We start from the raw sequence: 23,949 nt of genomic DNA, 5'->3' as shown, positions 1-23,949 counted from the left end.
GTCAATTACGTTTCATGGTCGGGTCGAGCGCGACACGCAGCGATTCACCCAGTGTGTTGAAGGCCAGTGCGGTGAACAGGATGGCGAGGCCGGGCGGATACATCTGCTCGGGCGCGATTTCCATATTCTGATAGGCGCGCGCCAGCATCGAGCCCCAGCTCGGATCCGGCGGCTGGATGCCGAGGCCGAGGAAACTGAGGCTCGCTTCCGCCAGGAGCGCCGCGGCCAGCAACAGCGTGACCTGCACGATGACAGGCTGGATTGCGTTCGGCAGCACATGACGCCACAGGATGCGCGGCGTTGATCCCCCGAAGCAACGCGCGGCATCGACATAAAGCTCATTGCGCACCACCAGCGTGCGCGCACGGACGAGGCGCGCAAGCTGCGGCGAAAACACGATGCCAACCGAGATCATGCCGTTGGTGAGGCCGATGCCGAGTGCACCCGTCACGGCGATCGCCAGCACGATGGCGGGGAACGACAGGAAGCTGTCGATGACACGGCTGATCACCGTGTCGACCCAGCCGCCGAGATAGCCGGCGAGAATCCCGACTGGCACGCCGATCAGAACGGCAATCGTGACCGCAAGGAAACTCGCATACAGCGACGCCATGCCGCCATAGATCAGGCGGCTGAGCGTATCGCGACCAAGATCGTCGGCGCCCAGCCAATGTTGAGTCGACATGGTCGCCAACGCCGCGTCGAGATCCTGCGCAGCCGGCGCGTATGGCGAGATCCACGGGCCGAGAACCGAGATCACGAACAGCGCGACGAGGAAAGTCAGGCCGAAAGCGCCGCGTAGATCACTGACGAACCAGCGTACAAAACCCGAGAAAGGTCCCGGCCGACGCTCGGGCGCCAGCACAGCATCCGTCATGATGAAATCCTCGGATCGAGGACGCTGTACAGAATATCCGTGAGCAGATTGAGCGTGACGACGATCAGCACCATGGTGAACACCACGCCCTGCACCACCGGAAAATCGCGGTTCATCGCGCCGTTGACGATCAAGCCGCCCATCCCGGGAATCGCGAACACCGCCTCGACCACGACGGTTGCCGCGAGCAGGCGGTTCGCGAGCAGGCTGACGACGGTGAGCAGGTTGACGCTGACATTCTTCAAACCATGACGCCACAGGATCGACGATGGCGGCAAACCCTTGGCGTGCAGCGTGCGAACCTGTTGCGACGACAGTATCTCGACGAGTGACGACCGCAATTGCCGCGCCACCTCGGCAATGCCGCCGGACGCAAGCGCCACCGCCGGCAGGATGGCATGACTGAGCGACGCCCACGGATCTTTCATGAGCGATACTGCACCCGTGGCCGGCAGCCAATTGAGCTGCAGCGAGAAGAACGCCACCAGCAGCATGCCGAGCCAAAAATTCGGCACGGCGACACCGAGCGAGGCAATGGCCATGACGAAGCCGTCGATCCATGAACCTGGCTTGGTTGCCGCGGCAATGCCCAGGGGGATGCCAACCAACATCGCCATGAACAGCGCGAGTGCGACGATCAACAGCGTATGCGGCAGGCAGCGCTGGATCGAGGTCAGCACCGCTTCGTTGGAAATCAGCGAGCTTGAGAGATCGCCATGCGCCGCCTTCCAGAGCCACGAGCCATATTGCAGCAGGAACGGCTGGTTCAGACCGTAGAGCTCGCGGATTTCGGCGATCCGCTGCTCCGACGCATTGTCGCCAGCAAGCGTCACCGCAACATCGCCCGGCACCAGCTTGAGCAGGCCGAACACGATGAAGGTTGACAGCACCACTACCGGGATTGTCTGGAGGAGGCGACGACCGATGATGCGGAGGCGTCCGGAATTCAACATGCGCAATTTACACCAGTTAAGGACGCCGCGATGATCGCGGCGCCGGTTGCTGTGTCGGGCGGATTAGCCGAGCGAAATGTTTTCGAATTTCGGCTTGCCGAGCAGATTGGGCTTGAAGCCCTTCACTTTGGCGGACAGCGCATCGAGTTCGAACTGGAATGCGAGCGGTGCCGACAGAGCATTCTCCACCGTGAATTTCTGGATCTTGGCGAACACATCGGCGCGCTTGGCGAGGTCTTCGCTGACGCGGCTCTCCTGGATCAACTTCGACAACTCCGGTTCGCCGCTGCGGCCCGCATTGTAATAAGCGCCTTTGTCGAAGCTCAGCCCGTAGGTCATGCTCGGATCTGGACGCCCGGTCCATGCCGAGACAAGAAGGTCGAACTTTTTCTCGGTAGCGAAGAACTGCGCGCTGATTTCGGCGATGGTACCCCGGGTGAATTTCAGGCGGATGCCAGCCTTGCCGAGCTGATCCTGGATCACCTCGCCGCGCCGCACGGAATCCTGATCCATGTAGCCGCCTATGGTCAGTTCGAGACCATCCTTGTAGCCGGCCTCGGCGAGCAGCTGCTTCGCTTTCTCCGTGTTGTTGGGATACATCCCCGCGACGTCCTTGTTGAACGCCCAGTGCGAGCTCGGCAGCGTCATGCGAGCCGGTTCGCCAAGGCCGTTGAGCGCCGCCTTGACGAAAGCATCGCGGTCGAGCGCGAAGTTGATCGCCTGACGGACCTTGACGTTGTCAAGCGGTGCGCGGCCGTAATTGAAGTAGACCTGAATGCAATACAACGTCGGCGAGCTGACGGTTTCCAGATTCTTGGCGCGCTCGATCACCGGCTTCAATCGCGCCGGCAGCTGGAACGCCATATCGTTCTGGCCGGCGACGACCGAACGCAAAGCGGTGGCGTTTTCCGGGATGATGTTGAATTCGATGCCGTCCAGATAAGGTCGGCCCTGACGCCAGTATTGGTCATGGCGCTCCACGACGATGATCTCGTTGTCGTTCCAGCGCACGAATTTCCATGGGCCAGCGCCGACCGGCTTGCGGTCGGTCTCATTGCCGAGCGCCTTGATATTGGTCGGCGACACCATCATGCCGGCTCGATCCGACAGGATCGCCGGTAGCGCGGTGTCAGGGTTCTTCAGTTTCAACGTGACCTGCAGCGGACCCGTCACCTCGACCGCATCCACGCTGGACAGATCAGGCTTGACGTTGGAGCGCTGGTCGGCGCGGTTGCGTTCGAGGTTGAACTTGACGGCCTCGGCATCCATCGGCGTGCCGTCGTGGAATTTGATGCCGGTGGTGATGTCGAGCACCATGGTCTTCGGATCGGGGAACGCCCATTTCGCCATCCCCGGCTTCGGCTTCAGTGTCTCGTAGTCCCACTCCACCAGCGTGTCGTACATGGTCCACAGAATGCTGTGGTCGGAGCCGGCGCCGCCGGTGGCCGGATCGAGCGACGACGGATTGGCCGGCGCGGCGACCTTCAGCACGCCGCCCTTCTTGGCCTCCTGCGCCCAGGCCGGCAGGCCGAGCACGCCGGTGGCGGCAGCGCCCCCCATCAGTGCCAGCATGTCACGACGACGCAATGTTTGCTTGCCCAGATCAATTGTCTTCATTTGAAAATCCTCCCGGTGATTATGATGCGCGTTGCGCTTTTTGATTGTCTGGCGGTGGACCGTCCGCCGTAGCGAAATGGCAGGCCACGCGGTGTCCCGGCTTGACGTCGCGCCAGGCTGGCACTTCCTTGGCGCAACGCGGTTGCACCGACGGGCAGCGCGTGCGGAAGCGGCAACCCGATGGCGGCGCCACCGGGCTCGGAATTTCACCTTCGAGAATGATGCGGCGGTCGACCCGCAAATGCGACGGCAACGGCACCGGCTCGGCCGACAGCAGCGCGCGCGTATAGGGATGCAGTGGCCGCTCGACCACGTCCTCGGCCGGACCAAGCTCCATCAGCTTGCCGAGATAGGTGACGGCGATGCGGTCGGAGATGTGCGAGACCACCGAGATATCGTGGGTGATAAACACATAGGTCAGGCCGAATTCGCGCTGAAGATCGGCAAACAGATTGAGCACATCGCCGCGGATGGAGACGTCGAGCGCCGCCACCACCTCGTCGCAAACGATGACCTTGGGCCGCAACGTCAGAACGCGCGCGATGTTAACGCGCTGCTTCTGGCCGCCGGACAGCTGATGCGGATAGCGATCGGCGGCTTCGGCGGCGAGGCCGACGCGCTCCAGCACCTCGATACCACGGCGGTGGCGCGAGGCATGATCGCCCTCGCCCATGATCTCCAGCGGCTCGACCACGCTGTCGATGATCGTCATGCGCGGATTGAGCGCGGCATTCGGATCCTGGAAGATGATCTGGTAATCGCGGCGATGCTTGCGAAATGCGCTTGTACCGAGGGTTACCGGATCGGTGCCGTCATGCAGGATCTGGCCATGACTCGGCGGCAACAGCGATACCAGCGCACGGCCAAGCGTGGTCTTGCCCGAGCCGGACTCACCGATGATGCCGAAGGTCTCGCCAGCACGGACGTCGAAATCCATGCCGTCGATCGCCTTGACAGTGTCGCGGCCGTCGCGGGTCGGAAACAGGATCCGCAAGTCACGCACCGCGAGAATGCCGCTGTCGCTATTGTGGTGCCGCATGCCTGACATCAATTCACTGCTCCCGGCAGCACGAGTTCGGGAGCACGCCAGCAGCGCGCGGCACGGCCATTCCCGGTCTCGACCATCGGCTGTTTCTGCTCGCAGCCCGCAACGGCGTGGCTACAGCGCGCGCGGAAGCGGCAGCCGGCGGGCATTGCATTGGGTGACGGTACACGGCCGGGAATCGAGGCCAGCACGCCGCGGCGCGGGCTGAGGCTAGGCAGCGAGCGCAGCAGTCCGGATGTATAGGGATGACGCGGCCGCATCAGCACGTCGTCCACCGGCGCGTCCTCGACGACCTCACCGGCATACATGGTGATCATGCGAGTGCAGGTTTCGGCGACGACGCCAAGATCATGGGTAATGAAGATCAATGCCGTGCCGGTGCGCTCGCTCAACGAACGCAAGAGATCGGTGATCTGCGCCTGCACGGTTACATCGAGCGCCGTGGTAGGCTCGTCGGCCACAAGCAGCTTCGGCTTGCAGATCAGCGCCATGGCGATCATCACGCGCTGACGCATGCCACCGGAGAGTTGATGCGGATACTCGTCGCAGCGTCGCTCCGGCGCGGGGATGCCGACTTCACGCAGCGCCACAATGGCTCGTTCGCGCCCTTCCGCGCGACTGACCGGAAAATGGATGCGATAGGCTTCGCTAATCTGGTCGCCGACCGTGAAGACAGGATCGAGCGCGCTCATCGGCTCCTGGAAGATCATCGCAATCTCGCGCCCGCGCACGGCGCGCATGCGGCGCGGCGACAGCGTGGCCAGATTGGTTCCGTTGAACAGGATATCGCCTTGAATGCGCGCCGACTGCGGCGGCAACAGCCGCAGCAGCGACAGACCAGTGACGGTCTTGCCGCATCCGCTCTCTCCGACCAGACCGACGCGCTCGCCCGGTGCAATGGTGAAATTTACATTCCGGGTAATCGGCAATGCGCCGCGCGACGTCACGAATGATAGTGAGAGATCGCGCACTTCGAGCAAAGGCGGCTGCGGCGAAACGCCCGCGTTGGGCATTCCAGCAACGCGTGCTGACGTGGGAGCGGAGATGTCGATCGCACCTGTCATCGCGCTTCGCCAGCCGGAGCACACCCCATGACGCCTCGCGTCATCCACTGCTGCAGGGTTTGCCGGTGCTGCACTTGCACATACGGATGAAAGCCGCAGACGCGTGTCTGTTGGGGTGTTGTCAGTCGGACATGCGCCGACGCTAACAGAGCCGCCATGTTCACCTCCCTTGCCATCCCTGTTCTGCAGATCTTGCATCGGGACGTTCCATCGCGGTCCGGCTTGTGCCGGTATGTATTGAAGCGACAGTAGCCCAATGAAAGGTCATCGACTGTCAATTGTCAACAATTGACTTCTGCGGTAGACAGGACCGTATGACGCGGCAAGCGTGCATCGACAGGAGGCGGCCATGGCAGCGACACTTCGCAGGCCATTCAATGATAACCAGCACGACGTCGAACGGCGATTTGCGCCGCGCACGATCCCTGACCAGGTTGCGGAGGAACTCGGTGCTGAGATCGTCTCCGGCCGCCGCAAAGCGGGCGAGCGTCTTGTCGAACTCGACCTGGCGCGCGATTTCGGCGTCAGCCGTGGCCCAATCCGTGAAGCGATCCGCATTCTCGAGCGCCGGCGCCTGGTCGACATCTTTCCGCGGCGCGGCGCCTATATCAGGCCGCTATCACTCAAATCGGTGGCTGACCTGTTTAATGTCCGCACCGCACTGTCGATGCTGGCAGTGCGCACCATGGCGACCACGCCAGTCGAAAGCTTCATCGACACATTGGCGCGCCGCTGCGACGAGTTGAGAGTCGCAGTCGAGATCGATGATCCAATGGCTTTCGCACATACCACGACGCGCGCGGTAAAGACCATTGCGCGCGGCTCGGGCAACGAACTGCTCGTCGAACTGCTCACCGACCTTGCCAATCAAACCGTATGGGAAACCATATGGAAGACGCCGCTGGACTATCAGACCCGCGACATCCGCCGGCTCAGCGCCGACCTGATGGCATCGACATTGAAGGCGATCCGGCAGCGCAAGCCGAATGCCGCTGTCACACATCTCGGTCAGCTTCTGGAAAGTGATCGCGATCGCGCCTTGTCCACCCTATCGCGCATTCGCGGAGAGACATTCGACCTGAGCGCGCTAACACATAGCGATGGGCACGATATTACACCGGCGGACACTGCGCCCGTTTCGCGCGGGTGAAATGCGACGGGGCTGCAGGCTCAGACGGTAGCGACCGCAACTTATTAACGCAAAAGCGTAAGGGGCGCACGGGGCGTTCGTAACGCCCCGTGTGCCATGTCCGTCGCTAGACGAAGCGGAAGTCGTCAGCGGTAAGCGACGCCAAGCTGGTGTTGGCGAGCGTAACTGCGTGGTTTTCATCCAGCGTCACCACGATGCTGCTGCCGACCTGGGCGGTGTGAGACATCACATCGGCATAGTCGGAGAACAGATCGCTGGAGAACTGGATGAAGTCCTTGGAAGATCCGCTCGCGGCGAAGTCGGTGATCATATCCTTTCCGAACCCGGCAGCGAATACGAACACGTCGGAGCCAGAACCGCCAGTCAGGATATCGTCGCCGGTTCCACCGCCGACGATGTCGTTGCCGGAGCCGGCATTCACCTTGTCCGCACCCGCGCCGGCCACGATGATGTCGTCGCCCGAGCCGGCATCGATGATGTCGTTACCGTCGCCGCCATCGACGCTGTCATCGCCGGAGCCGGCCTTCAGCGTATCGTTGCCGATGCCGCCGGACACCACGTCGTCACCGGAACCACCGTCGATCGCGTCGTCACCCACGCCGCCGCTGAGTGCATCGTCACCCGCACCGCCATTGATGGTGTCGTTGCCGGCACCGCCGTCGAAGGTGTCGTCACCGTTGCCGCCGGTGATCTGATCATTCCCCGTACCGAACAGGATCGACTCGATGCCGGTGAAATGATCGGTCCCGATCCCGGCACCCGTCACCGTTCCGGCCGCGTAGTTGACCGTCAACGCTCCGGTCGCATCCGACAGGTCGAGCACATCATAGCCCGCTCCGCCGTCGATCGTGTCGTTGCCGGCACCGCCGCGCAGGACGTCGTCGCCGTCGCCGCCGTTCAGAACGTCGTTGCCCGCGCCACCAATCAGCGTGTTGGCACCGCTGGTTCCGATCAGAAGATCGTCATAGCCGGTCCCGATCGCATTCTCGATATTGCTGAAGTGATCGGCGCCGGCAAGATAGCCGGGGTAGTAAGCGAGCCCGGAGGCAAGATCGACCGTCACCTTGAATGTGATCTGGCTGTAGTCGATCGTGTCGGCGCCGTCGCCGCCGTCATAGGTATCCAGCCCGCCGGTACCGAGGAAAGTATCATTTCCGCTGCCGCCGAACACGAGATCATTGCCGGCAGAACCGGTGATCGCGTCGTCGCCGTTGGTGCCGACCACTAGCTTCCAGGCCCCATCGACAAAATTGAGCTGCTCGACATTACGCAGCGTGTCGAGCCCGTCCGGCGCACCATTGCGCAGGTCGGTGACCTTGATGGAGCCGTCCGTGTTCAACGCGTAGCCGTGGTTGTTGAACGTTCCCGTGTAGAAGACGGTATCGTTCCCTTCGCCACCATCGATGCTGTCATTGCCGCCATCACCATGAATGGTGTCAGCTCCAATGCCGCCGGCGATATCGTCATTGCCAGATCCGCCCTTGATCAGGTCATCGCCGTCATTGCCATAGAGCGTATCGTCGTCAGCTCCGCCATCGACCTGATCGTTGCCTGCACCGGCATAGATGTAGTCGTTGCCGTTTCCGCCGCTGAGGATGTCAGCACCGCCATATGCGTAGTCCATGGCCATCGTATCGCTGCCGTCGCCGCCATCGATCTCGAAGCCGCCAGCCGAGGTCGAGAGAGCGACGTCGTCACCGGTCCCGAGCAGGATCTTGCCGGTCACCGACGCACCGACATAGAGGTTCACCTGGTCGTTGCCGGCGCCCATGTCGATCGCCGATCCACCGGTCGCAACGATCGAACCGGAGTTGTTCAGGGTGTCCCTGGCTCCGCCCATCGATACGCCGCCGATGATCCGGCCCGTGCTGTTGTTGCCGACGAAATCCTCATAGTCACCGACCAGATTGATCGCCTCGTTGCCGCGCAGGTCGAAACGAGCGGCATCAGCTGGAGCCACGCCTTCCGGACCGTGCCCGTCGCCCTTGATGAGACCATCATTGACAATCGTGCTGGCGCCGAACGCGGCGGCATTGCCGGAATTGTCCACCTGGATGGCGCGACCGTAACCGTAGATCTCGCCCGTGGCGCTGTTGACGACAGAGCCTCCACCCATGGCGATGGCCTCGGAGACGTTCGGCTCGCCGTCATGATACCCTTCGGCACCGAGACCGGAGATACGGCCGTAATTGAGGACCTGCACCAGACCATCGACATCGATGGCGTCGCCATCGGAGTCGGTGAGTTCGGCAGAGCGGCCTTCCATAATGCCGTGATTGGTGATGAAGACCTTCTCGGCCTCGGAGCCGCCATTGTCGATGTTCACCGCCGAGCCGTTGCGACCGATCATCGTGCCTGAGTTGACAACGGTCACGGCATTGTCGCCGGTCACGACATGGCGCGAGCCCTCCATCAGACCACCGGCATAGTTGTTGACCTTGCCGCCGGTATCGCTCTGGAAGTCGATCAGGTCGCCTCCGCCGACGAAGGTCGGATCGGTCGTGATCGTGCCCCAGTTGTTGACAACCCCGTCATTGCCGGGGCGGATCACATCGGTGTCGCTGCCGTACTGGCGGATGATGCCGCCGGCAAGGTTGTTGATGACCGCCGAGGCTCCGGCGCCATCGAAGTTGCGGAAGTCCAGGACACGACCGCCCGCTTCCATGACGCCGGCATTGTTGATGGTGATGGTCGCATCGGCGTGTCCCGCCTGTTGCGGGTTCAGCGCTCCGCGCACGGTGCCGCCCGTTGCGTTGTTGAAGACCAGCGACCCCGTCGCACCGGACGTGGTGTTGAGCACGCGGCTCGATCCTTCGATCAGGCCGGCATTGTCGACCACAGCGGCGCCGCCACCCGACCAGAGGATGGCGGTACCGGCGATCAGCTTACCGCCTGCGGCGATCACCAGCGTGTCGGCACCGTTGCGCGTCACGCCGGATTCCAGCGTCGCTCCGTCTTCCACAGTGACATGGTCGTAACTGACCGTGGAGCCCACGGTCCAGGCGCCACCATGGACCAGCAGATTCTCGACATTGATCACCGTCGAGCCATCCAGCGAACCGGTGCCGCCGCCGACCAGCTTGACCGTGTCGTTGCCTGCACCGCCATCGATCGATGCCGGCGCGTAATCGTCGGTCGAGACTTCGATGACGTCGTCGCCGTCGCCGCCGGACGCGATATCGCCGGCTCCGGCAATCAACCGGTCGTTGCCTGCGCCGCCATCCAGCGTATCGTACCCCTCGCCGCCGTCGAGAACGTCGTCACCGGCGCCACCAGAAAGCGTGTCGTCACCTTCGCCGCCTGCGAGAACATCGTTGCCAGCATCGCCGCTGAGGGCGTCGTCACCCTCGCCACCGGCGAGCGTATCATTCCCCGCACCGCCGAGCAGCGTATCGTCGCCTTCGCCGCCCTCGAGGTTATCATCACCGCCAAGACCTGTCAGCGTGTCATCGCCCTCGCCGCCGGAGATCGTATCGTTGCCGAGTGCGCCGGTGAGGATGTTGTCATCGTCGTCGCCGACCAGCACGATCGGCTGCACGGAGAGCACCGTATCCGACCGATAGTCGAGGTTTTGGATCCGTGTGTCATGCGCGCGGTCGGTATCGAGGACATCGTAGGCCGTTTCGGAATAGTGCGCCGCGAGATATTCGGCGAACGCGTCCTGTTCGGTGCCTTCAGCCGCGAAGTTGGCCACCTGACCGGCATCGGGCACGAGATTCGGAGACAGGTTCACAACATTGGCAAAGGCCGGATTCGCCGCAATGAAGCTCGCGAACGGATAGCCGTCGCCGCCCGTGAGCAGGAAGCTCAGCGTCACGACCCGGATCGCCATATTGGCATCGACAACGAGCTCACCGTTCTCGACCAGAGCAAGAACGGGATTGCCGTTCTCGTCGATCAGCGCGGCCGACTGAATACGGTTGCCGGCCGGGCTATCCTTGTCGAAGGAGTAAGCGATCCCGCCGACCTGTGCGAACTGACCGGGGGTGGCGCCATTCGCAGTCGCGGCCACCGCATGCTCCAGCACTGTCAGCAACTGCGTTGCCGTCACGGTCACCATGGACAGGGCATTGTTGAAGCGCAGCGAGTTGGCGATGTCGAGCTGCGAGATGTCGCCCTCTTCCTTGCCGACACCGGGATTGGCCGATGGCGGATTCTCTTGGGCGACGCCGCCCACTGCGGAGACGCTGCCGATCGAATCGCGGACACCGCCGCCATTCTTGATCGAGACCATCACCGTCGCATCGGCCTTCTGGGCGTACCAGAGATTGGCGTCGGCCGTGAGGTCGCCCAGATTGGTCTCCTCGGTGCGGACCTCGCCGCGACGGCCTTCCAGATAGACATTGGTGCTGCCAAACAGATTGCCGTCCTGAGCGTCGATCACATTGCCGACGCCCTGGGCGATGTCGTTGACGAGATCACCCTTGCTGCCCTCGGCAAACGGATTGGCATCCGCCGCATCGATATCGCCGTCGCCGTCGACATCGATGACGTCGTCATAGAGATCGGCGACCCGTCCGTCGGTGGTCGCATAGGCACCGCTGACATTCGGATCGACGCTGCCCGCGATGACATTGCCATTGGCGTCGAAATCGACCACCAGGCGGCCGACATAGGAGTATTCGCCATCGGTATTGACAATCAGCGTGGTGTTGCCATCGGCATTGTGGGTCACGATCGGGTAAGTGCCATCGGCGGTGTCGCCTGGACGCAGCGTATCCTGTGCATCGGCAAGCAGCGTGTTCGATCCGCCCGAGATGATGATGTCGACGCCGTGCAGCAACGGTGCAAGCGCCTGCTCGAACGCGATCTGCTGGAGATGGCTGACCAGGATGATCTTGTTGATACCCTGGGCGATCAGACTGTCGATGGTCGGCTGCAGGATCGCAGCAAGTGCGACCATGTCGTCAACATCGTCGCCGATCACTTCGACGCCGCCCGTCGAGGAAATGCTTTCGACGATCTGGGTGGTGGCACCCACCACGCCGATCTTTTCGCCGCCCTCCTCGATGATGGTCGCAGGCGCGATCTTCTTGCCGATACCGACGGCCGGCGGGAAGCCGGAATAGTTGTCAGCGTTCTGGATGAGACTGGTGTAGAGGCCGGCGAGATTGGGATCGCCCGAGAAATCCAGATTGGCAGATAGAAACGGGAACTGTGCGCCCGGGAAGCCGGCAGTCTGCCGCATGATCGCTGCGAGCGGGTTGGTGCCGGCGTCGAATTCGTGATTGCCGATCGCCGAGGCCTGCACGCCGATGATGTTCAGCATCGAGATGTCGGCGCTGCCGAAGCCGGGCGTGATGTTCAGCGTGCCGCTGGCAAGACCGTAATAGGTCTCGAGGGCGGTCTCATATACTTCCTTCAGCGAAGCGTCGCTGCCAGCACTGAAGAACGGGCTGGGGATGAAGTTGTCGCCCGACGACAGCGTGATCGAATTCGCCTGTGTCTCTTCGAGGTAATCGACGATGGCGGCAAAATTGCCGGCACGATCGACCGCATCGAGACCGGCCTCGAAATCCGACGCATGCAATATCTGCAGCCTGTAGGTCGACGGCGTCTGGTTCTGGTTCAGATCGAGGCCAACGATGACCGGATCGTGGTCGGAAACGCGGACATTCGTATCGGCATCGAAGATCGCCGGATCGCGCGAAAAGTCGGTGTTATAGTCGAGGGCATCGGCCTCATCGGCATTGATGTGCCAGGTAGTCACGCCAGTAACCTGCGACGACAGGCTGTCATTCGCGAAAGCATAGTCTAGGGTGCCGGTCTGACCGTCGAAGACATAAGAATAAGCATCACCCTCGCGATCATGCAGGTTCTCATAGCCTGCATTCTCGATGATGCCCGTTGCCTGCTCCTTGGCGTAGCTGTTGAAATCGCCGAGCATCAGCACGTCGCTGTCGCCGGAACCGGTCGGGTCGCTATTGGCCCAAGCGGTGAGCGCAGTCGCCGCGAGTTCGCGCTGGTTCTGCCAGTTACCCTGACCGTCACCCTGGTCAGCGTCGAGGCCGGTGCCGGTGCCGCTCTTGGATTTGAGGTGGTTAGCGATTGCGGTGAAAGTTTCTCCGGTGGCGATCTGCTCGAACGTCACCGCAAGCGCATTGCGGCTGGTATTCGCGCCGTCGAAGATATGCCCGACGGAGCTCTGGCTCAGCAGGCCAGAAAGCCCGAGTCCAGGCAAATCGGCATCGTTGAGGATCGCGACCGTCGTCCCGTCCGCGATTTTCACATCCGCGGTCTTGTAGATGAAGCCGACAGCGATGGCATCGCCACCAACAAATTGCTGACCGGGATTGACCCAGGCATAGGTGCCGGGACCCGCAGCGGCATTGAGCTGGCCGACCAGATATTCGATCGCATTGCCAGACGAACCCGGCAGAAAATCGTTCTCAAGCTCGGTCAGCGCCAACACGTCGACATCCATTGCAAGAATGGTATCGACGAGCTTGCCAGTCTGGCGGGAGAATTCGACGGCGTCGTTGGCGCCGCGCGGCTCCTGGCCGATGGCGGTGCTGGCGCCATTATCCAGCGTCTTGAAGAAATTCAGGACGTTGAAGCTTGCGACCTGGAGCGTACCGCCGACGTCATCGGGCGCAGCAGTCCGCGGCGCGGCGCCGTCTTCGAACGTATTAATGCCGTTCTCGACCGAGCGGACCCGCCAGGTCGCGCCCGATGCGGCATTGCCAGCCCACTGATAGTCCAGCACGCCAGTCAGCCCGGTGATCGTGTCTCCCATCCGCGGCGCAGTGGCGGTGTTGTAGGTCGAGCCGAAACCATCGAGATTGCTGATGGCCGCGTTCTGCGCGTTCAGGCCGTCATCGTAGGTGATGGTGCGCGAGCCGAGTTCGGCCAGATAGGCCTGGTAGGCTGCAGCGTCCGGCGCATTTTCCTGAGTGAACTGGGCCGGGCGATCGCCTGCTACCAGCTTGATTTCATTGAAGCGATCGAGGTTGAACTGCTCGGTGATCACGAGCGTCTCTGGCAGCGTGACCAGCATACCCTCATAGGCTTCGAGGTTCGGCTGATAGTCGCCGTCCTGGCTCAGCGTGGTGTCGGCACCCGGCAGATCGATCACGGTCGCCATCGTGCTGATATCGGCAACTGCCCCCGCTTCAACCACGGAAATGTTGGTCGCGGTGAGTTCGGTGAGACCGAAATACTCGCTGATCGAGCCGGTGACACGGACACGGTCGCCGACGGCCACGTCGCCGTTGCCGCCGAATACGAAGATGGCTTCGGAGGTCAGGACATTACCGTCGGAGTCGGTCACCTCTTCCTGAACATAGAAGCCGTTCAGGTTGCGGCTGTTATCGCCGTCCCCGTTCTGGAAATCGCCAACGACGATGGCTTCGACGGTGACCGTCTGGCCGACCATTCCGCTGGTGGCGCCCGCGCCCTGGATGGCGCTGATCTTGGTAATCGCAACATCATCATTGACGATGGTGCCGGTGGCTTGTGCAATGCCAATCGTGGTCGCCACGGCGGCGGAATTGGAAGCGCTCTGAAGCGTCAGCGTGAAATTTTCATTCGGCTCGCTGGTGGTGTCACCGGCGACCACAACGGTCACCGTTGCCGAGCCCTGCCCAGCCGGAATCACGCCGCTAAAGCTACTCGGCACGCTTCCGACGAAGTCCGATGCGTCGGTCTGCGCGGAGGCGATGGTTCCGGAGAACGAGACATCGCCATCGGCGCCACCGCTGCGCTCCACGGTGAATTGATAGACGGTCGAGCCGTTATTGCCCTCGTCATGCGAGACCGACACCGTGCCTGCGGAAAAGCCGACAGTCTGGCCTACGACCGGGGTGCTGGCATTGCTCGTAACGCGGATATCGTCGATCCCGACCCACTCGTCATTGCCACCGGCATTGGTGGTGAGAATCCGGACCTGCAAGTCCGCGTGCCCATTGACTTCGGACGGCAGCAGCAAATTGAAAGGCGTCACTTGAGTAGCGGCATTCGCGGTAGTCACGTCGGCAGCGTAGCCACCCGGCACATTCGTCCAGGTCCCGGTGGAACCCATCCGGTACTGCACCGCAATTGGCTGGGACGCATCGTCTGCGCTGCCGTCGAGATCGCGCGCATTGAAAGTCAGCCGCACATTATCGCGGCCGCTCGCATCGAGATAAAGCACGAGGCTCGGCGCGTCGGCAGTACCCGAGCCGTTCAGCGCAATGGTCGGATTGGCAACAGCGAATTCCGCAACGCCGCCATTGGTAAGAGAATTCGGGGCGGTCTGATTGGCGATCACATCGACGGCGCCGAGCCCAGCGCCGGTCAATGTCCGCGGATCGGTGCCAGTTGGCGAACCAGCGTTGATGTCACCGAGATAGCCGACGATCGATGGAACGGAAGACCAATTGTCATCGGCGTTGATCGCGCCGGCATTGGACCAATCCTGCACGAGATCGCTAACGGCAAGAGCGTGATATGTCGTTGACATGAAATCTGCTTCCATCATTGAGGCGCGCGTCGAACATCGCTCGCTCCGCAAATGCGAAGGCGCGCGACCGACCGCCTGTTGGTTAACGAAAAGTTAATGCGCCGGATGTAGCCACGTCGATTTAACAGCCGCGTGACTGGTTTCTAACGTCGCAGTGAAGCCCCGCGCCGACAGCTCTTTTTGCTCGACTCTACAAAGGCGACACAGAAAATCGCGACATCGTGCCACACCAGCAAAAGTGCAAAGCGTTGCGCATTGCTCCACCTCGGATTGGTAGCAGCTCGCATCGAAGGACGATGGAACTGATCGAGCGACACTGAATTCGAAATCTCCAACGATCACGCGACAGACAACGGTCGAAGTTCACGCACACGATGCGCAAGAACAAATATGTTTGCTGTTGCAGTGTCTTGCCGCGCAACATCGCTCGTAATTCGTGTGGCCGATCGAGCGACTGCATCGTCGCACGCGCACGCAGTCCACGCGCTGTCACGTAGTTGACGCTGAAGCCAGATAACGAACTCGATCGGCGCGCATCGCTGTCGCTTACTGGCCCAGGTGAAATATGACCACAGCATTTTCGGCAGACAGAGCAGCCGGATCGAGACACCGAGACCTTCCGAGCGCTGCTCTCGCTTCTTGTCGCAGCGCATTCCTGTCTGTCGGGTTGTTCTCCGCCGTGGTCAACATCCTGATGCTGACCGGATCCATCTACATGCTGCAGGTCTATGACCGCGTCATTCCCTCACGCAGCATTCCTACTCTCGTATCGCTGTCGGTTATCGTAATTGCGATCTACGCCGTGCAGGGCGTATTCGACTGGCTGCGCCAGCGGATCCTCACACGCATCGGAGCTGCACTTGATGGTGCACTGTGGGAGCCAGTGAATTCCGCCATTCTGCGATCACCGTTGAAGTCCAGCCGCGGCGGCGGTGTTCAACTCGCGCATGATCTGGATTCAGTGCGCGGGTTCCTGTCCGGCCTCGGGCCGACAACGCTGTTCGATCTGCCATGGATGCCGCTATATCTCGCCGGGTGCTTCCTACTGCATCCGTATCTTGGATGGACCCTGGTCGGCGGCGCAACCATTCTGTTCGGCATTGCTCTTCTCACGGAAATTCTGACGCGGAAGCCCACGCGAGAAGCATCCCGAAATGCCGCCATACGCAACATCCAGCTGGAGGCCGGACGCCGCAATGCCGAGGTCGTCGCCGCCCTCGGCATGGAGCGACGCGTCATCTCACGCATCGGCGCAGCCAATGCCGATCAGATCGCCGCTCAGCAGAACGGTTCCGACATTGCTGGTGCACTTGGCACGCTGTCGAAGACCCTGCGGTTCATCTTGCAATCGGCATTGCTCGGATTAGGCGCTTGGCTGGTAATCGAAGGACAGGCCAGCAGTGGTGTCATGATTGCCTCCTCGATCATGGGCAGCCGTGCGCTGGCTCCCGTCGAACTGGCGATCTCGGTTTGGCGTCCTTTCGTCGGCGCCCGCCAGGCCTGGCAGCGGCTACGCGAAGCGCTGTCGTCTCAAGACGAGAGCCCTTCTGCCGTTGCGCCGGAACGTGCTCAACACATTCTCACGGTCGATCAGGTTTTCGTCGCCGCGCCGGGTGGCACCAAGGCCATCGTTCAGAATGCCACGTTCCAGCTCAAGGCCGGCCAGGCTGTTGGAATCATCGGACCGTCAGCGTCAGGCAAATCCACGTTGGCGCGTGCGCTGGTCGGGATCTGGCCTGCTGCGCGCGGCGAGATCCGCCTCGATGGCGCAACCCTCGACCAGTGGCCCGCGGAAGTTCGGGGCGGCTTGATGGGCTACTTGCCGCAAGATGTCGAACTGTTCGACGGCACGGTGGCTGAGAACATTGCCCGTTTCGATCCGGAGATGGATGGACCGACTGTCATTGCCGCCGCGAAAGCCGCCGGCGCCTATGACATGATCCTCAACCTGCCAAAGGGCTTCGAAATGCGGATCGGCGAAGCCGGCGCTGCCCTCTCTGGTGGGCAGCGGCAACGGGTAGCGCTTGCACGCGCGCTCTATAGGGACCCGTTCATGGTGGTGCTCGACGAACCGAATGCTAATCTCGACGTCGAAGGCGACGCTGCTTTGACTCAGGCAATCAAGGGCGTACGTGAGCGCGGCGGAATCGCCATCATCGTCGCGCACCGCCCGGCGGCTCTCGCAGGGGTCGATCTCGTGATGACGCTCGCCAATGGCCAGGTCCAGGCATTTGGTCCGAAAGATGAAGTCCTGCGCAAGGCGCTTGCTTCGCAACACCCTGCAAACCAGGTGGCGCCACAGCCGGTGCACGAAGTTCGCATGACCGCTGACGGCCGAAGCTGAGGAAACCTGATGCCAAATTCTGCAGCGTCCAACCCAAGCCGCCCTGATCCCTTCCGCGATATCCGGCGCACTACATATGCGGGGCTGGCTATACTCGCCGTGGCGATCTCCACCGCTGGCGTCTGGGCGGCAACCGCGCCACTCGCGAGCGCGGTGATAGCGCCCGCACAGATCGTCGTCGATAGCAACGTGCGCAGGATTCAGCATCCGACCGGCGGGGTGGTCGCCGAAATTCTTGTCAATGACGGGGACCGCGTGCGCGCAGGCGACGTTCTGGTCCGGCTTGACGAGACCATGACGCGAGCCAACCTGGCGCTGATCAAAAACCAGCTCAACCAGTTCTGGACGCGCCGAGCGCGGCTGCGCGCGGAACAGGATGGCCGCGACGCTTTCGTGATACCGGGCGAGCTTGCGGACCGTATCGAGTTGCCTGCGATCGCCGAGATCGTCGCCGGTGAGACAAGCCTGTTGCTCAGACGACGCGAAGCCGTCAGCGGCCAACAGTCGCAACTGCGCGAGCGCACGTCGCAGATCGGTGAGGAGATCCATGGCCTTGCCGCTCAGATCGAGTCGAAGCGCGAACAGATCCGGCTGATCCAACGCGAACTCGAAGGGGTTCGCCAGCTCTTCGAGAAAAACCTAATTCCCTACGCACGGCTGACCACACTCGAACGCGAGGCTGCGCGATTGATCGGCGAGGAAGGGCAATTGATCGCCGAAACGGCGCGGGCCAAAGGCCGCATCACCGAGACAGAACTACAGACCTTGCAGGTCGTGCAGGATCAGCGACGCGAGATCGCGACCGAGCTACGCGAGGTGGAGATCAAGATAGCCGATCTCTCCGAGCGCCGGATCGCGGCGGTCGATCAACTCGCGCGCGTGATGCTGCGGGCGCCACAGGACGGGATGGTTCACCAGAAGACGATTCATACGGTGGGCGGCGTTATTACCGCGGGCGAGCAGTTGATGCTCATCGTTCCGGAGAAAGATTCTCTCGTGGTCGAGGCGCGGGTCGATCCGCAAATGATTGACCGCCTCCGATTAGGTCAATCCGCGAAGCTGCGTTTCACCGCATTCGATTCCGCTGTCACGCCGGATCTCAACGGAAGACTTACCCGCATAGCGGCCGATCTCACAAAAGACCCGCAGTCCGGTGTGTCCTATTATGTCGCGCGTATTGCCCTCGTCGACGGAGAACTCGCCAAGCTCGGCCAGAAGGCACTTGTCCCGGGTATGCCGGTCGAAGCCTATATTCAGAATGGCTCCCGTACGGCATTCGCCTATCTCCGCAAGCCAATCGAGGACCAACTGGCTCGCTCGTTCCGTCACGACTAAATCGAATCGCATCGGCCTCAACGCGGAAGCATCGAAGAACTGGCGAATGGTTGGCGGACTTGCTCTCGTTTTCATCGTCGCGACCGCATTCCTTCTCATTCGCTGACGCCCGCTTTGGCGAAGACAAGCTGAAGTCGCCGCTTTCGCCGGCGATCGTCGCCGCGGCCAGGTATTTGCGGGGATATCACGAGGGACCGAGGCCGATGCAGATCGAGGAGCTGCGCACTGTCGTCGAAGTGTTCGGCAAGATGCAGTCCGCCCTGCGTCGCAGGCAACTGGGTGACGATCAGATCGCCACCGACTGCACAACTGGCAACGACAAGCCAAGAATGATGAAGGCCGCCTGACAGCCTAATCCACCGCTCTTGCTGCTCTACTGAACCCAAGCCGCGCTATCTGCGACTAATCGGCATGCCACATGCCCTGACACGCGCCTGGACGAGATTGATGGACTGGATCGAAAATGCCGTCCACTTCGTGGACTGGCTGACGGACGACCCATCCCCGACCAACAAATTTCTGGAAGAGCCGCCAATCAAGGAACGAGCCACCCTCGACAAACGCTCGACGCGCTAGCGCGCGATGTCACACGGATTTCAGTTGACCGAGACCGATCGCCGGCCACGGGAGCCGCGCCAGCTTGCTGGCGCATAGGGTAGCGCCGTGTATGACGATGAGCGCCTCACCGCTGCGGCACCACGCGACACGCGGTTCTTCGGCGCAAACATCCATCCGATCAGGCCAAGCGTCGTTTTGCACGCCGCAGGCGCGGACGCTGCCATCGGTGTCGCCTTCAGTCCAAATTGTCTGGGCATTCAAACCTCCATCCCTAGATTCCGATTACGCCAAAAGGGCGTTCCGAATCCCAGCCGAGATTGAATTTATACACCGCGAATCTTGTGGCGCACTTGCGCTGCATCAAGTCACCAATCAGTGCAGAACGGCGTGCACCATCTGGTCATCGGACGGACGTGCGGCCATCTGCGCGCGCAGCTCGGCCAGTTCGGTCTCGAGCTGCTGGTTGACGAGAATGAGCGCAGCAACGGTGCCACGGGTGTCGCCGTGGCAGGCGGCGATGAGATCGTCGACTTCTGCGTCCAGCTTGGTCATTGAAAAAATCTCCTGCCGCGCTTTCGGTTGCCTTCAATAATCGGCTAAGCGTTGCGTCAATATTAAACGATACCGGAGTCCTCGGCGTCATCGCCAACGTGCATGAGTACCGGTTAAGAGCGCCTTTCCGGGCTCAAAGAATCCACAGGCGACTTTCTGCAATCGGTTTCAGCGATCCGCTTCAATCACCGCGCTGCAACCGCGCGTTGATCGCAAAATCACCTGTTTCTGATTAGTCATAGTCCGCCGAAGCGGCTACCGCCGTCAGGCCGATCACGATGCAAATTCAAGGACATGCCAATGATGAACGATGGTCGCCCGTTCGGGCTTTATATCGATGGCCGGTTTCAACCAGCCTCGACCGGCCGCACCATCAGGATCGAGAACCCGAAGGACCGCAGCCATCTGGCCGATGTCGCCGAGGGCCACGAGAAGGATATCGACCTGGCCATCGACGCCGCCGAACGCGCCGGCAAAATCTGGGCGGCGACGCCTGGCGCAGTCCGCGGCGACATCATGCACCGGGCCGGCGAGCTGCTGGCCAAGAAGCTCCCTGAACTGGTGACCATCGAGGTCGACCAGATCGGCCGCGCCCGCCGCGAGATGAGCGCGCAACTTGGCCGGCTGCCGGAATGGTTTCGCTATTTCGGCGCGCTGGCGCGCACCCATGAGGACACCGTCCCGCCCTTCGGCGGCAACTTCCTGAACTATACCCGCCGTGTCCCGCTGGGCGTCGTCGGCCATGTGACGCCATGGAATCATCCGCTCCTGATCCTCACCAAGAAGATCGCGCCGTCGATGGCAGCCGGCAATACGATGGTGGTGAAGCCGAGCGAACTGGCACCGATCACGCCTCTGCTGCTGGGCGACATCTTCAAGGAAGCCGGCGTGCCCGACGGCGTCTATAATGTCGTGCCCGGCTACGGCGCCACCGCCGGCAAGGCGCTGACCACCAGCAAACGCATCAAGAAGATCGACCTCACCGGCGGCACCGAGACCGGCAAGATGGTGGCATCACTGGCCGGCGCCAACCTCACCAAGGTGGCGGCCGAGCTCGGCGGCAAGGCCGCGGTCATCCTGTTCGACGATACGCCCATCGAGCGCGGCGTCGCGGCTGCACTGTTCGCGTCCTTCATCGCTACCGGCCAAACCTGCGTGCAAGGTGCTCGCCTGTTGGTGCAACGCTCCGTGCATGACGCCGTCGTCGCAGAGCTGGTGAAGCGCACCAATGCGATCCGCATCGGCGATCCGCAGGACATGGCGACGCAGATGGGACCGCTGGTCTCAGCCAAGCAGCGCGAGCTGACCGAACGCTACGTCAAGATCGGTCTGGAAGAAGGCGCGACGCTCGCCGCCGGCGGCAAGCGACCGGACGGCAAGGCCTTCGAGAGCGGCTACTATCATCAACCGACCATCTTCACTGGCGTGACCGGCAATATGCGGATCGCGCAGGAAGAGATCTTCGGACCGGTGGTCGTCGTCATTCCGTTCGATACCGAGGAGGAAGCGATTGCGCTGTCCAACGGCACCGAATTCGGGCTGGCGACCTCGATCTGGACCCGCGACGTCACCCGCGCCCACCGTGTGGCGCATCAGCTCGAGAGTGGCATCGTCTGGATCAACGACCACCACCGCATCGACCCCTGCTCGCCCTGGGGCGGCTTCAAGATGAGCGGCATCGGCCGCGAAAACGGCATCGTCGCCTATGAGGAATACACCCAGATCCAGAACGTGATCGTCAATCTCTCGGATGAGACCTTCGACTGGTATGCCGATGACGGGCAGGAGAAGCGGTATAGCTGAGCGATGCCCGCGCAGCTTCGACACACATAAATAAATGTCGTCACCCGGCTTGACCGGGTGACCCAGTACACACTGCCATCAACAGGGACACGACGCCGTACACGACCGGCGCCATCGCTTACTGGATCGCCCGGTCCAAGCGCGCAATCGCGCGCCAGGCCGGGCGACGACAGCCGGTGTGAGTGGCGACGACGATACGCTCGTCTAACCGAACCCCGCCACCCCATGCGGCACATAGGGCGCTTCGAGCGCCGCGATCTCCTCACTCGTCAGCTTCAACGACAGCGCCGCCACCGCATCGGTCAGATGCCCCGGCTTCGATGCACCGATGATCGGTGACGTGATGCCCTTTTTCTGCAGCAGCCAGGCCATCGCGACCTGCGCCTGCGGAACGCCGCGCGCCTTGGCGACGGCAGCAACCTGCTCGACGATCTTGCGATCGGAAGCCTCGGACTGCACATAGAGCGTCTTGCCGAACTCGTCCGTCTTCTGGCGCTCGCTCACCTCATCCCACGCGCGCGTCAGACGCCCGCGGGCGAGCGGGCTCCACGGCATCACAGCGATCTTCTGATCGGCGCAGAGCGGCAGCATCTCGCGCTCTTCCTCGCGATTCAGTAGATTGACGTGGTTCTGCATACTAACGAATTCGGTCCAGCCGTTCAGGCGCGACGTATAGAGCGACTTGGAGAATTGCCACGCATACATGCTGGACGCACCGATATAGCGGACCTTGCCGGCTTTCACGACGTCGTGCAGCGCCTCCAGCGTCTCCTCGATGGGTGTGGTCTTGTCCAGACGATGGATCTGATAGAGATCGATATAGTCGGTGCCAAGCCGGCGCAGGCTGTGATCAACCTCGGACATGATCGCTTTGCGCGACAGGCCTGCCCCGTTCGGCCCCGGCCGCATCCGGTTGAAGACCTTGGTCGCCAGCACCACATCGTCACGGCGCGTGAAATCCTTCAGCGCACGGCCGACGATTTCCTCCGACGTGCCATCCGAATAGACATTCGCCGTGTCGAAGAAATTGATGCCGAGCTCAATAGCCTGCTTGATCAGCAGCCGGCTCTTCTCTTCATCGAGCGTCCATGCATGCGCGCCGCGATCGGAGATGCCATAGGTCATGCACCCCAGACACAGACGCGAGACATCCAGACCGGTATTTCCAAATTTGACGTAGTCCACGGCGTTTCTCCCTCGTTGTTTTATTTGCGTTTCACGAATTCGGCGAAGGCATCGGCATAATCGGGATGCCAGCGCGATAGCGCCGGCCTGTTCTCGACGACATCGCCGATGGCCCACAACATGCGGCGCTCGTCGAGCGCGCGCGGCACGTCGTTGTCCGGGCACAGGATATAGAAGTCGCCGGCTTCGAGCCGTTGCATCATGAAGTCCACGGTCTGCTCGGCTGTCCACGCTGCCTCCGGCTTCTCGCTGCGCCCGCCAGCCGCGAGCGGCGTGAAGACAAAGCCGGGGATCAGCAGATGCGCGGAGACCTGACAGCCATCGGTGTTGCGCAGCTCGTGCGCCAGCGCCTCGGTATAGGCCTTCACGCCGGCCTTGGAGACATTGTAGGCGGGATTGCCCGGCGGCGTGGTGATCCCCTGCTTCGAGCCGGTATTGATGATCAGGCTCGGCCGCTTGCGCGCAATCATCTCCGCCGCGAAGGCCTGACAGCCATTGACGACGCCCCACAGATTGACGCCGATGAGCCGCTCCCAATTGTCGCGCGGGCCGAGCGCCGAGGTCGGCACCTGGATGCCGGCATTGTTCATCAACACGTCGCAGCCACCGAAGTGCGCCTGAACATCGGCGGCTAGTCTGGTCATCGCGCCGACGTCACTGACATCGACAGCGGCCGTCATCACATCGTCACGCCCGCCGCGCGCCACACCGGCGATCTTGCCAGCCGCATCAACCAGACGATCTTCGCCCAAATCTATGATGCAGATGCGCAGGCCGAGCCGCGCAAACGCAATTGCTGCGGCAAGGCCGATGCCGGAGGCGCCTCCCGTAATGACGGCAACAGAACCGGGGGACAGAGCAGCGTGGGGCATGGTGCACTCCAGCAATTCGGGATTTTAGAAGGCGTCCAATCGATCGGGATCGTGATCGGGACAAATGAGCGTGGCGCTCTCAATATCACGCACGACACTAATCCGCATTCACGACACCGCGAACGAATTCACGATCATGAATTGGTCGCGAAGA

General features: G+C 61.9%; 16 protein-coding genes. 6 read left to right on the top strand and 10 right to left on the bottom strand.

Annotation, left to right across the window (positions count from 1 at the left end):
• Position 1 precedes the first annotated feature (1 nt).
• The 5 genes from RSO67_RS25425 to RSO67_RS25405 form a co-directional block, all read right to left on the bottom strand.
• Positions 2-877, bottom strand: a complete 876-nt coding sequence (locus tag RSO67_RS25425; RefSeq protein ID WP_315841096.1) for an ABC transporter permease — start codon at positions 875-877, stop codon at positions 2-4.
• Positions 874-1,830, bottom strand: coding sequence for an ABC transporter permease (locus RSO67_RS25420; RefSeq protein WP_093761028.1), 957 nt, complete (start codon positions 1,828-1,830; stop codon positions 874-876). The genes RSO67_RS25425 and RSO67_RS25420 overlap by 4 nt, the downstream gene beginning before the upstream one ends.
• A gap of 63 nt (positions 1,831-1,893) precedes the next feature.
• Positions 1,894-3,447, bottom strand: a complete 1,554-nt coding sequence (locus RSO67_RS25415) for an ABC transporter substrate-binding protein (RefSeq protein WP_315841095.1) — start codon at positions 3,445-3,447, stop codon at positions 1,894-1,896.
• A gap of 19 nt (positions 3,448-3,466) precedes the next feature.
• Positions 3,467-4,486 carry an ABC transporter ATP-binding protein gene (locus tag RSO67_RS25410; RefSeq protein WP_410001780.1) on the bottom strand — a complete coding sequence of 340 codons (1,020 nt, stop codon included), beginning with the start codon at positions 4,484-4,486 and terminating at the stop codon, positions 3,467-3,469.
• Positions 4,487-4,494: 8 nt separating this feature from the next.
• Positions 4,495-5,556 carry an ABC transporter ATP-binding protein gene (locus RSO67_RS25405; protein WP_315841093.1) on the bottom strand — a complete coding sequence of 354 codons (1,062 nt, stop codon included), beginning with the start codon at positions 5,554-5,556 and terminating at the stop codon, positions 4,495-4,497.
• 349 nt (positions 5,557-5,905) lie between these two features.
• On the opposite strand from RSO67_RS25405, the gene RSO67_RS25400 reads away from it, so the two are divergent.
• Positions 5,906-6,706 (top strand): GntR family transcriptional regulator, encoded by an 801-nt coding sequence (locus RSO67_RS25400; RefSeq protein WP_315841092.1) that lies wholly within the window; start codon positions 5,906-5,908, stop codon positions 6,704-6,706.
• 106 nt (positions 6,707-6,812) lie between these two features.
• Here RSO67_RS25400 and RSO67_RS25395 read toward each other — a convergent pair whose 3' ends face one another.
• On the bottom strand, positions 6,813-15,146 hold the full coding sequence (locus RSO67_RS25395; RefSeq protein ID WP_315841091.1) for an ExeM/NucH family extracellular endonuclease: 8,334 nt from the start codon (positions 15,144-15,146) through the stop codon (positions 6,813-6,815).
• A 565-nt stretch (positions 15,147-15,711) separates the two neighbouring features.
• Between RSO67_RS25395 and RSO67_RS25390 the strand changes: the two genes are divergently transcribed.
• The 4 genes from RSO67_RS25390 (at position 15,712) to RSO67_RS25375 (ending at position 19,401) form a co-directional block, all read left to right on the top strand.
• Entirely contained in the window at positions 15,712-17,490 is a 1,779-nt protein-coding gene (locus tag RSO67_RS25390; protein ID WP_315841090.1) for a type I secretion system permease/ATPase, read from the top strand.
• A gap of 99 nt (positions 17,491-17,589) precedes the next feature.
• Entirely contained in the window at positions 17,590-18,825 is a 1,236-nt protein-coding gene (locus tag RSO67_RS25385) for an HlyD family type I secretion periplasmic adaptor subunit (protein WP_315841089.1), read from the top strand.
• Positions 18,826-19,028: 203 nt separating this feature from the next.
• Positions 19,029-19,172, top strand: coding sequence for a hypothetical protein (locus tag RSO67_RS25380; protein ID WP_315841088.1), 144 nt, complete (start codon positions 19,029-19,031; stop codon positions 19,170-19,172).
• A gap of 100 nt (positions 19,173-19,272) precedes the next feature.
• Positions 19,273-19,401 carry a hypothetical protein gene (locus tag RSO67_RS25375; protein WP_315841087.1) on the top strand — a complete coding sequence of 43 codons (129 nt, stop codon included), beginning with the start codon at positions 19,273-19,275 and terminating at the stop codon, positions 19,399-19,401.
• A gap of 20 nt (positions 19,402-19,421) precedes the next feature.
• Here RSO67_RS25375 and RSO67_RS25370 read toward each other — a convergent pair whose 3' ends face one another.
• Both RSO67_RS25370 and RSO67_RS25365 read right to left on the bottom strand, forming a co-directional pair.
• Positions 19,422-19,640 (bottom strand): hypothetical protein, encoded by a 219-nt coding sequence (locus RSO67_RS25370; protein ID WP_315841086.1) that lies wholly within the window; start codon positions 19,638-19,640, stop codon positions 19,422-19,424.
• Between the two features lie 115 nt (positions 19,641-19,755).
• Positions 19,756-19,935, bottom strand: a complete 180-nt coding sequence (locus RSO67_RS25365) for a hypothetical protein (protein ID WP_315841085.1) — start codon at positions 19,933-19,935, stop codon at positions 19,756-19,758.
• Between the two features lie 300 nt (positions 19,936-20,235).
• Between RSO67_RS25365 and RSO67_RS25360 the strand changes: the two genes are divergently transcribed.
• Entirely contained in the window at positions 20,236-21,738 is a 1,503-nt protein-coding gene (locus RSO67_RS25360) for an aldehyde dehydrogenase (protein WP_315841084.1), read from the top strand.
• 204 nt (positions 21,739-21,942) lie between these two features.
• On the opposite strand, the gene RSO67_RS25355 is transcribed toward RSO67_RS25360, so the two are convergent.
• Together RSO67_RS25355 and RSO67_RS25350 are read right to left on the bottom strand one after the other, a co-directional pair.
• Positions 21,943-22,923, bottom strand: coding sequence for an aldo/keto reductase (locus RSO67_RS25355; RefSeq protein WP_315841083.1), 981 nt, complete (start codon positions 22,921-22,923; stop codon positions 21,943-21,945).
• Positions 22,924-22,943: 20 nt separating this feature from the next.
• The gene (locus RSO67_RS25350; protein ID WP_315841082.1) at positions 22,944-23,795 is read right to left on the bottom strand and encodes an SDR family oxidoreductase; all 852 of its coding nucleotides are present in this window, start codon (positions 23,793-23,795) and stop codon (positions 22,944-22,946) included.
• Between the last annotated feature and the right edge of the window lie 154 nt (positions 23,796-23,949).

Origin of the sequence: Tardiphaga sp. 709 (genome assembly GCF_032401055.1) — a bacterium.
Classification (GTDB): domain Bacteria; phylum Pseudomonadota; class Alphaproteobacteria; order Rhizobiales; family Xanthobacteraceae; genus Tardiphaga.
Note: the sequence above shows the minus strand (reverse complement) of the source record. Positions and strands in the feature narration are given on the sequence as shown.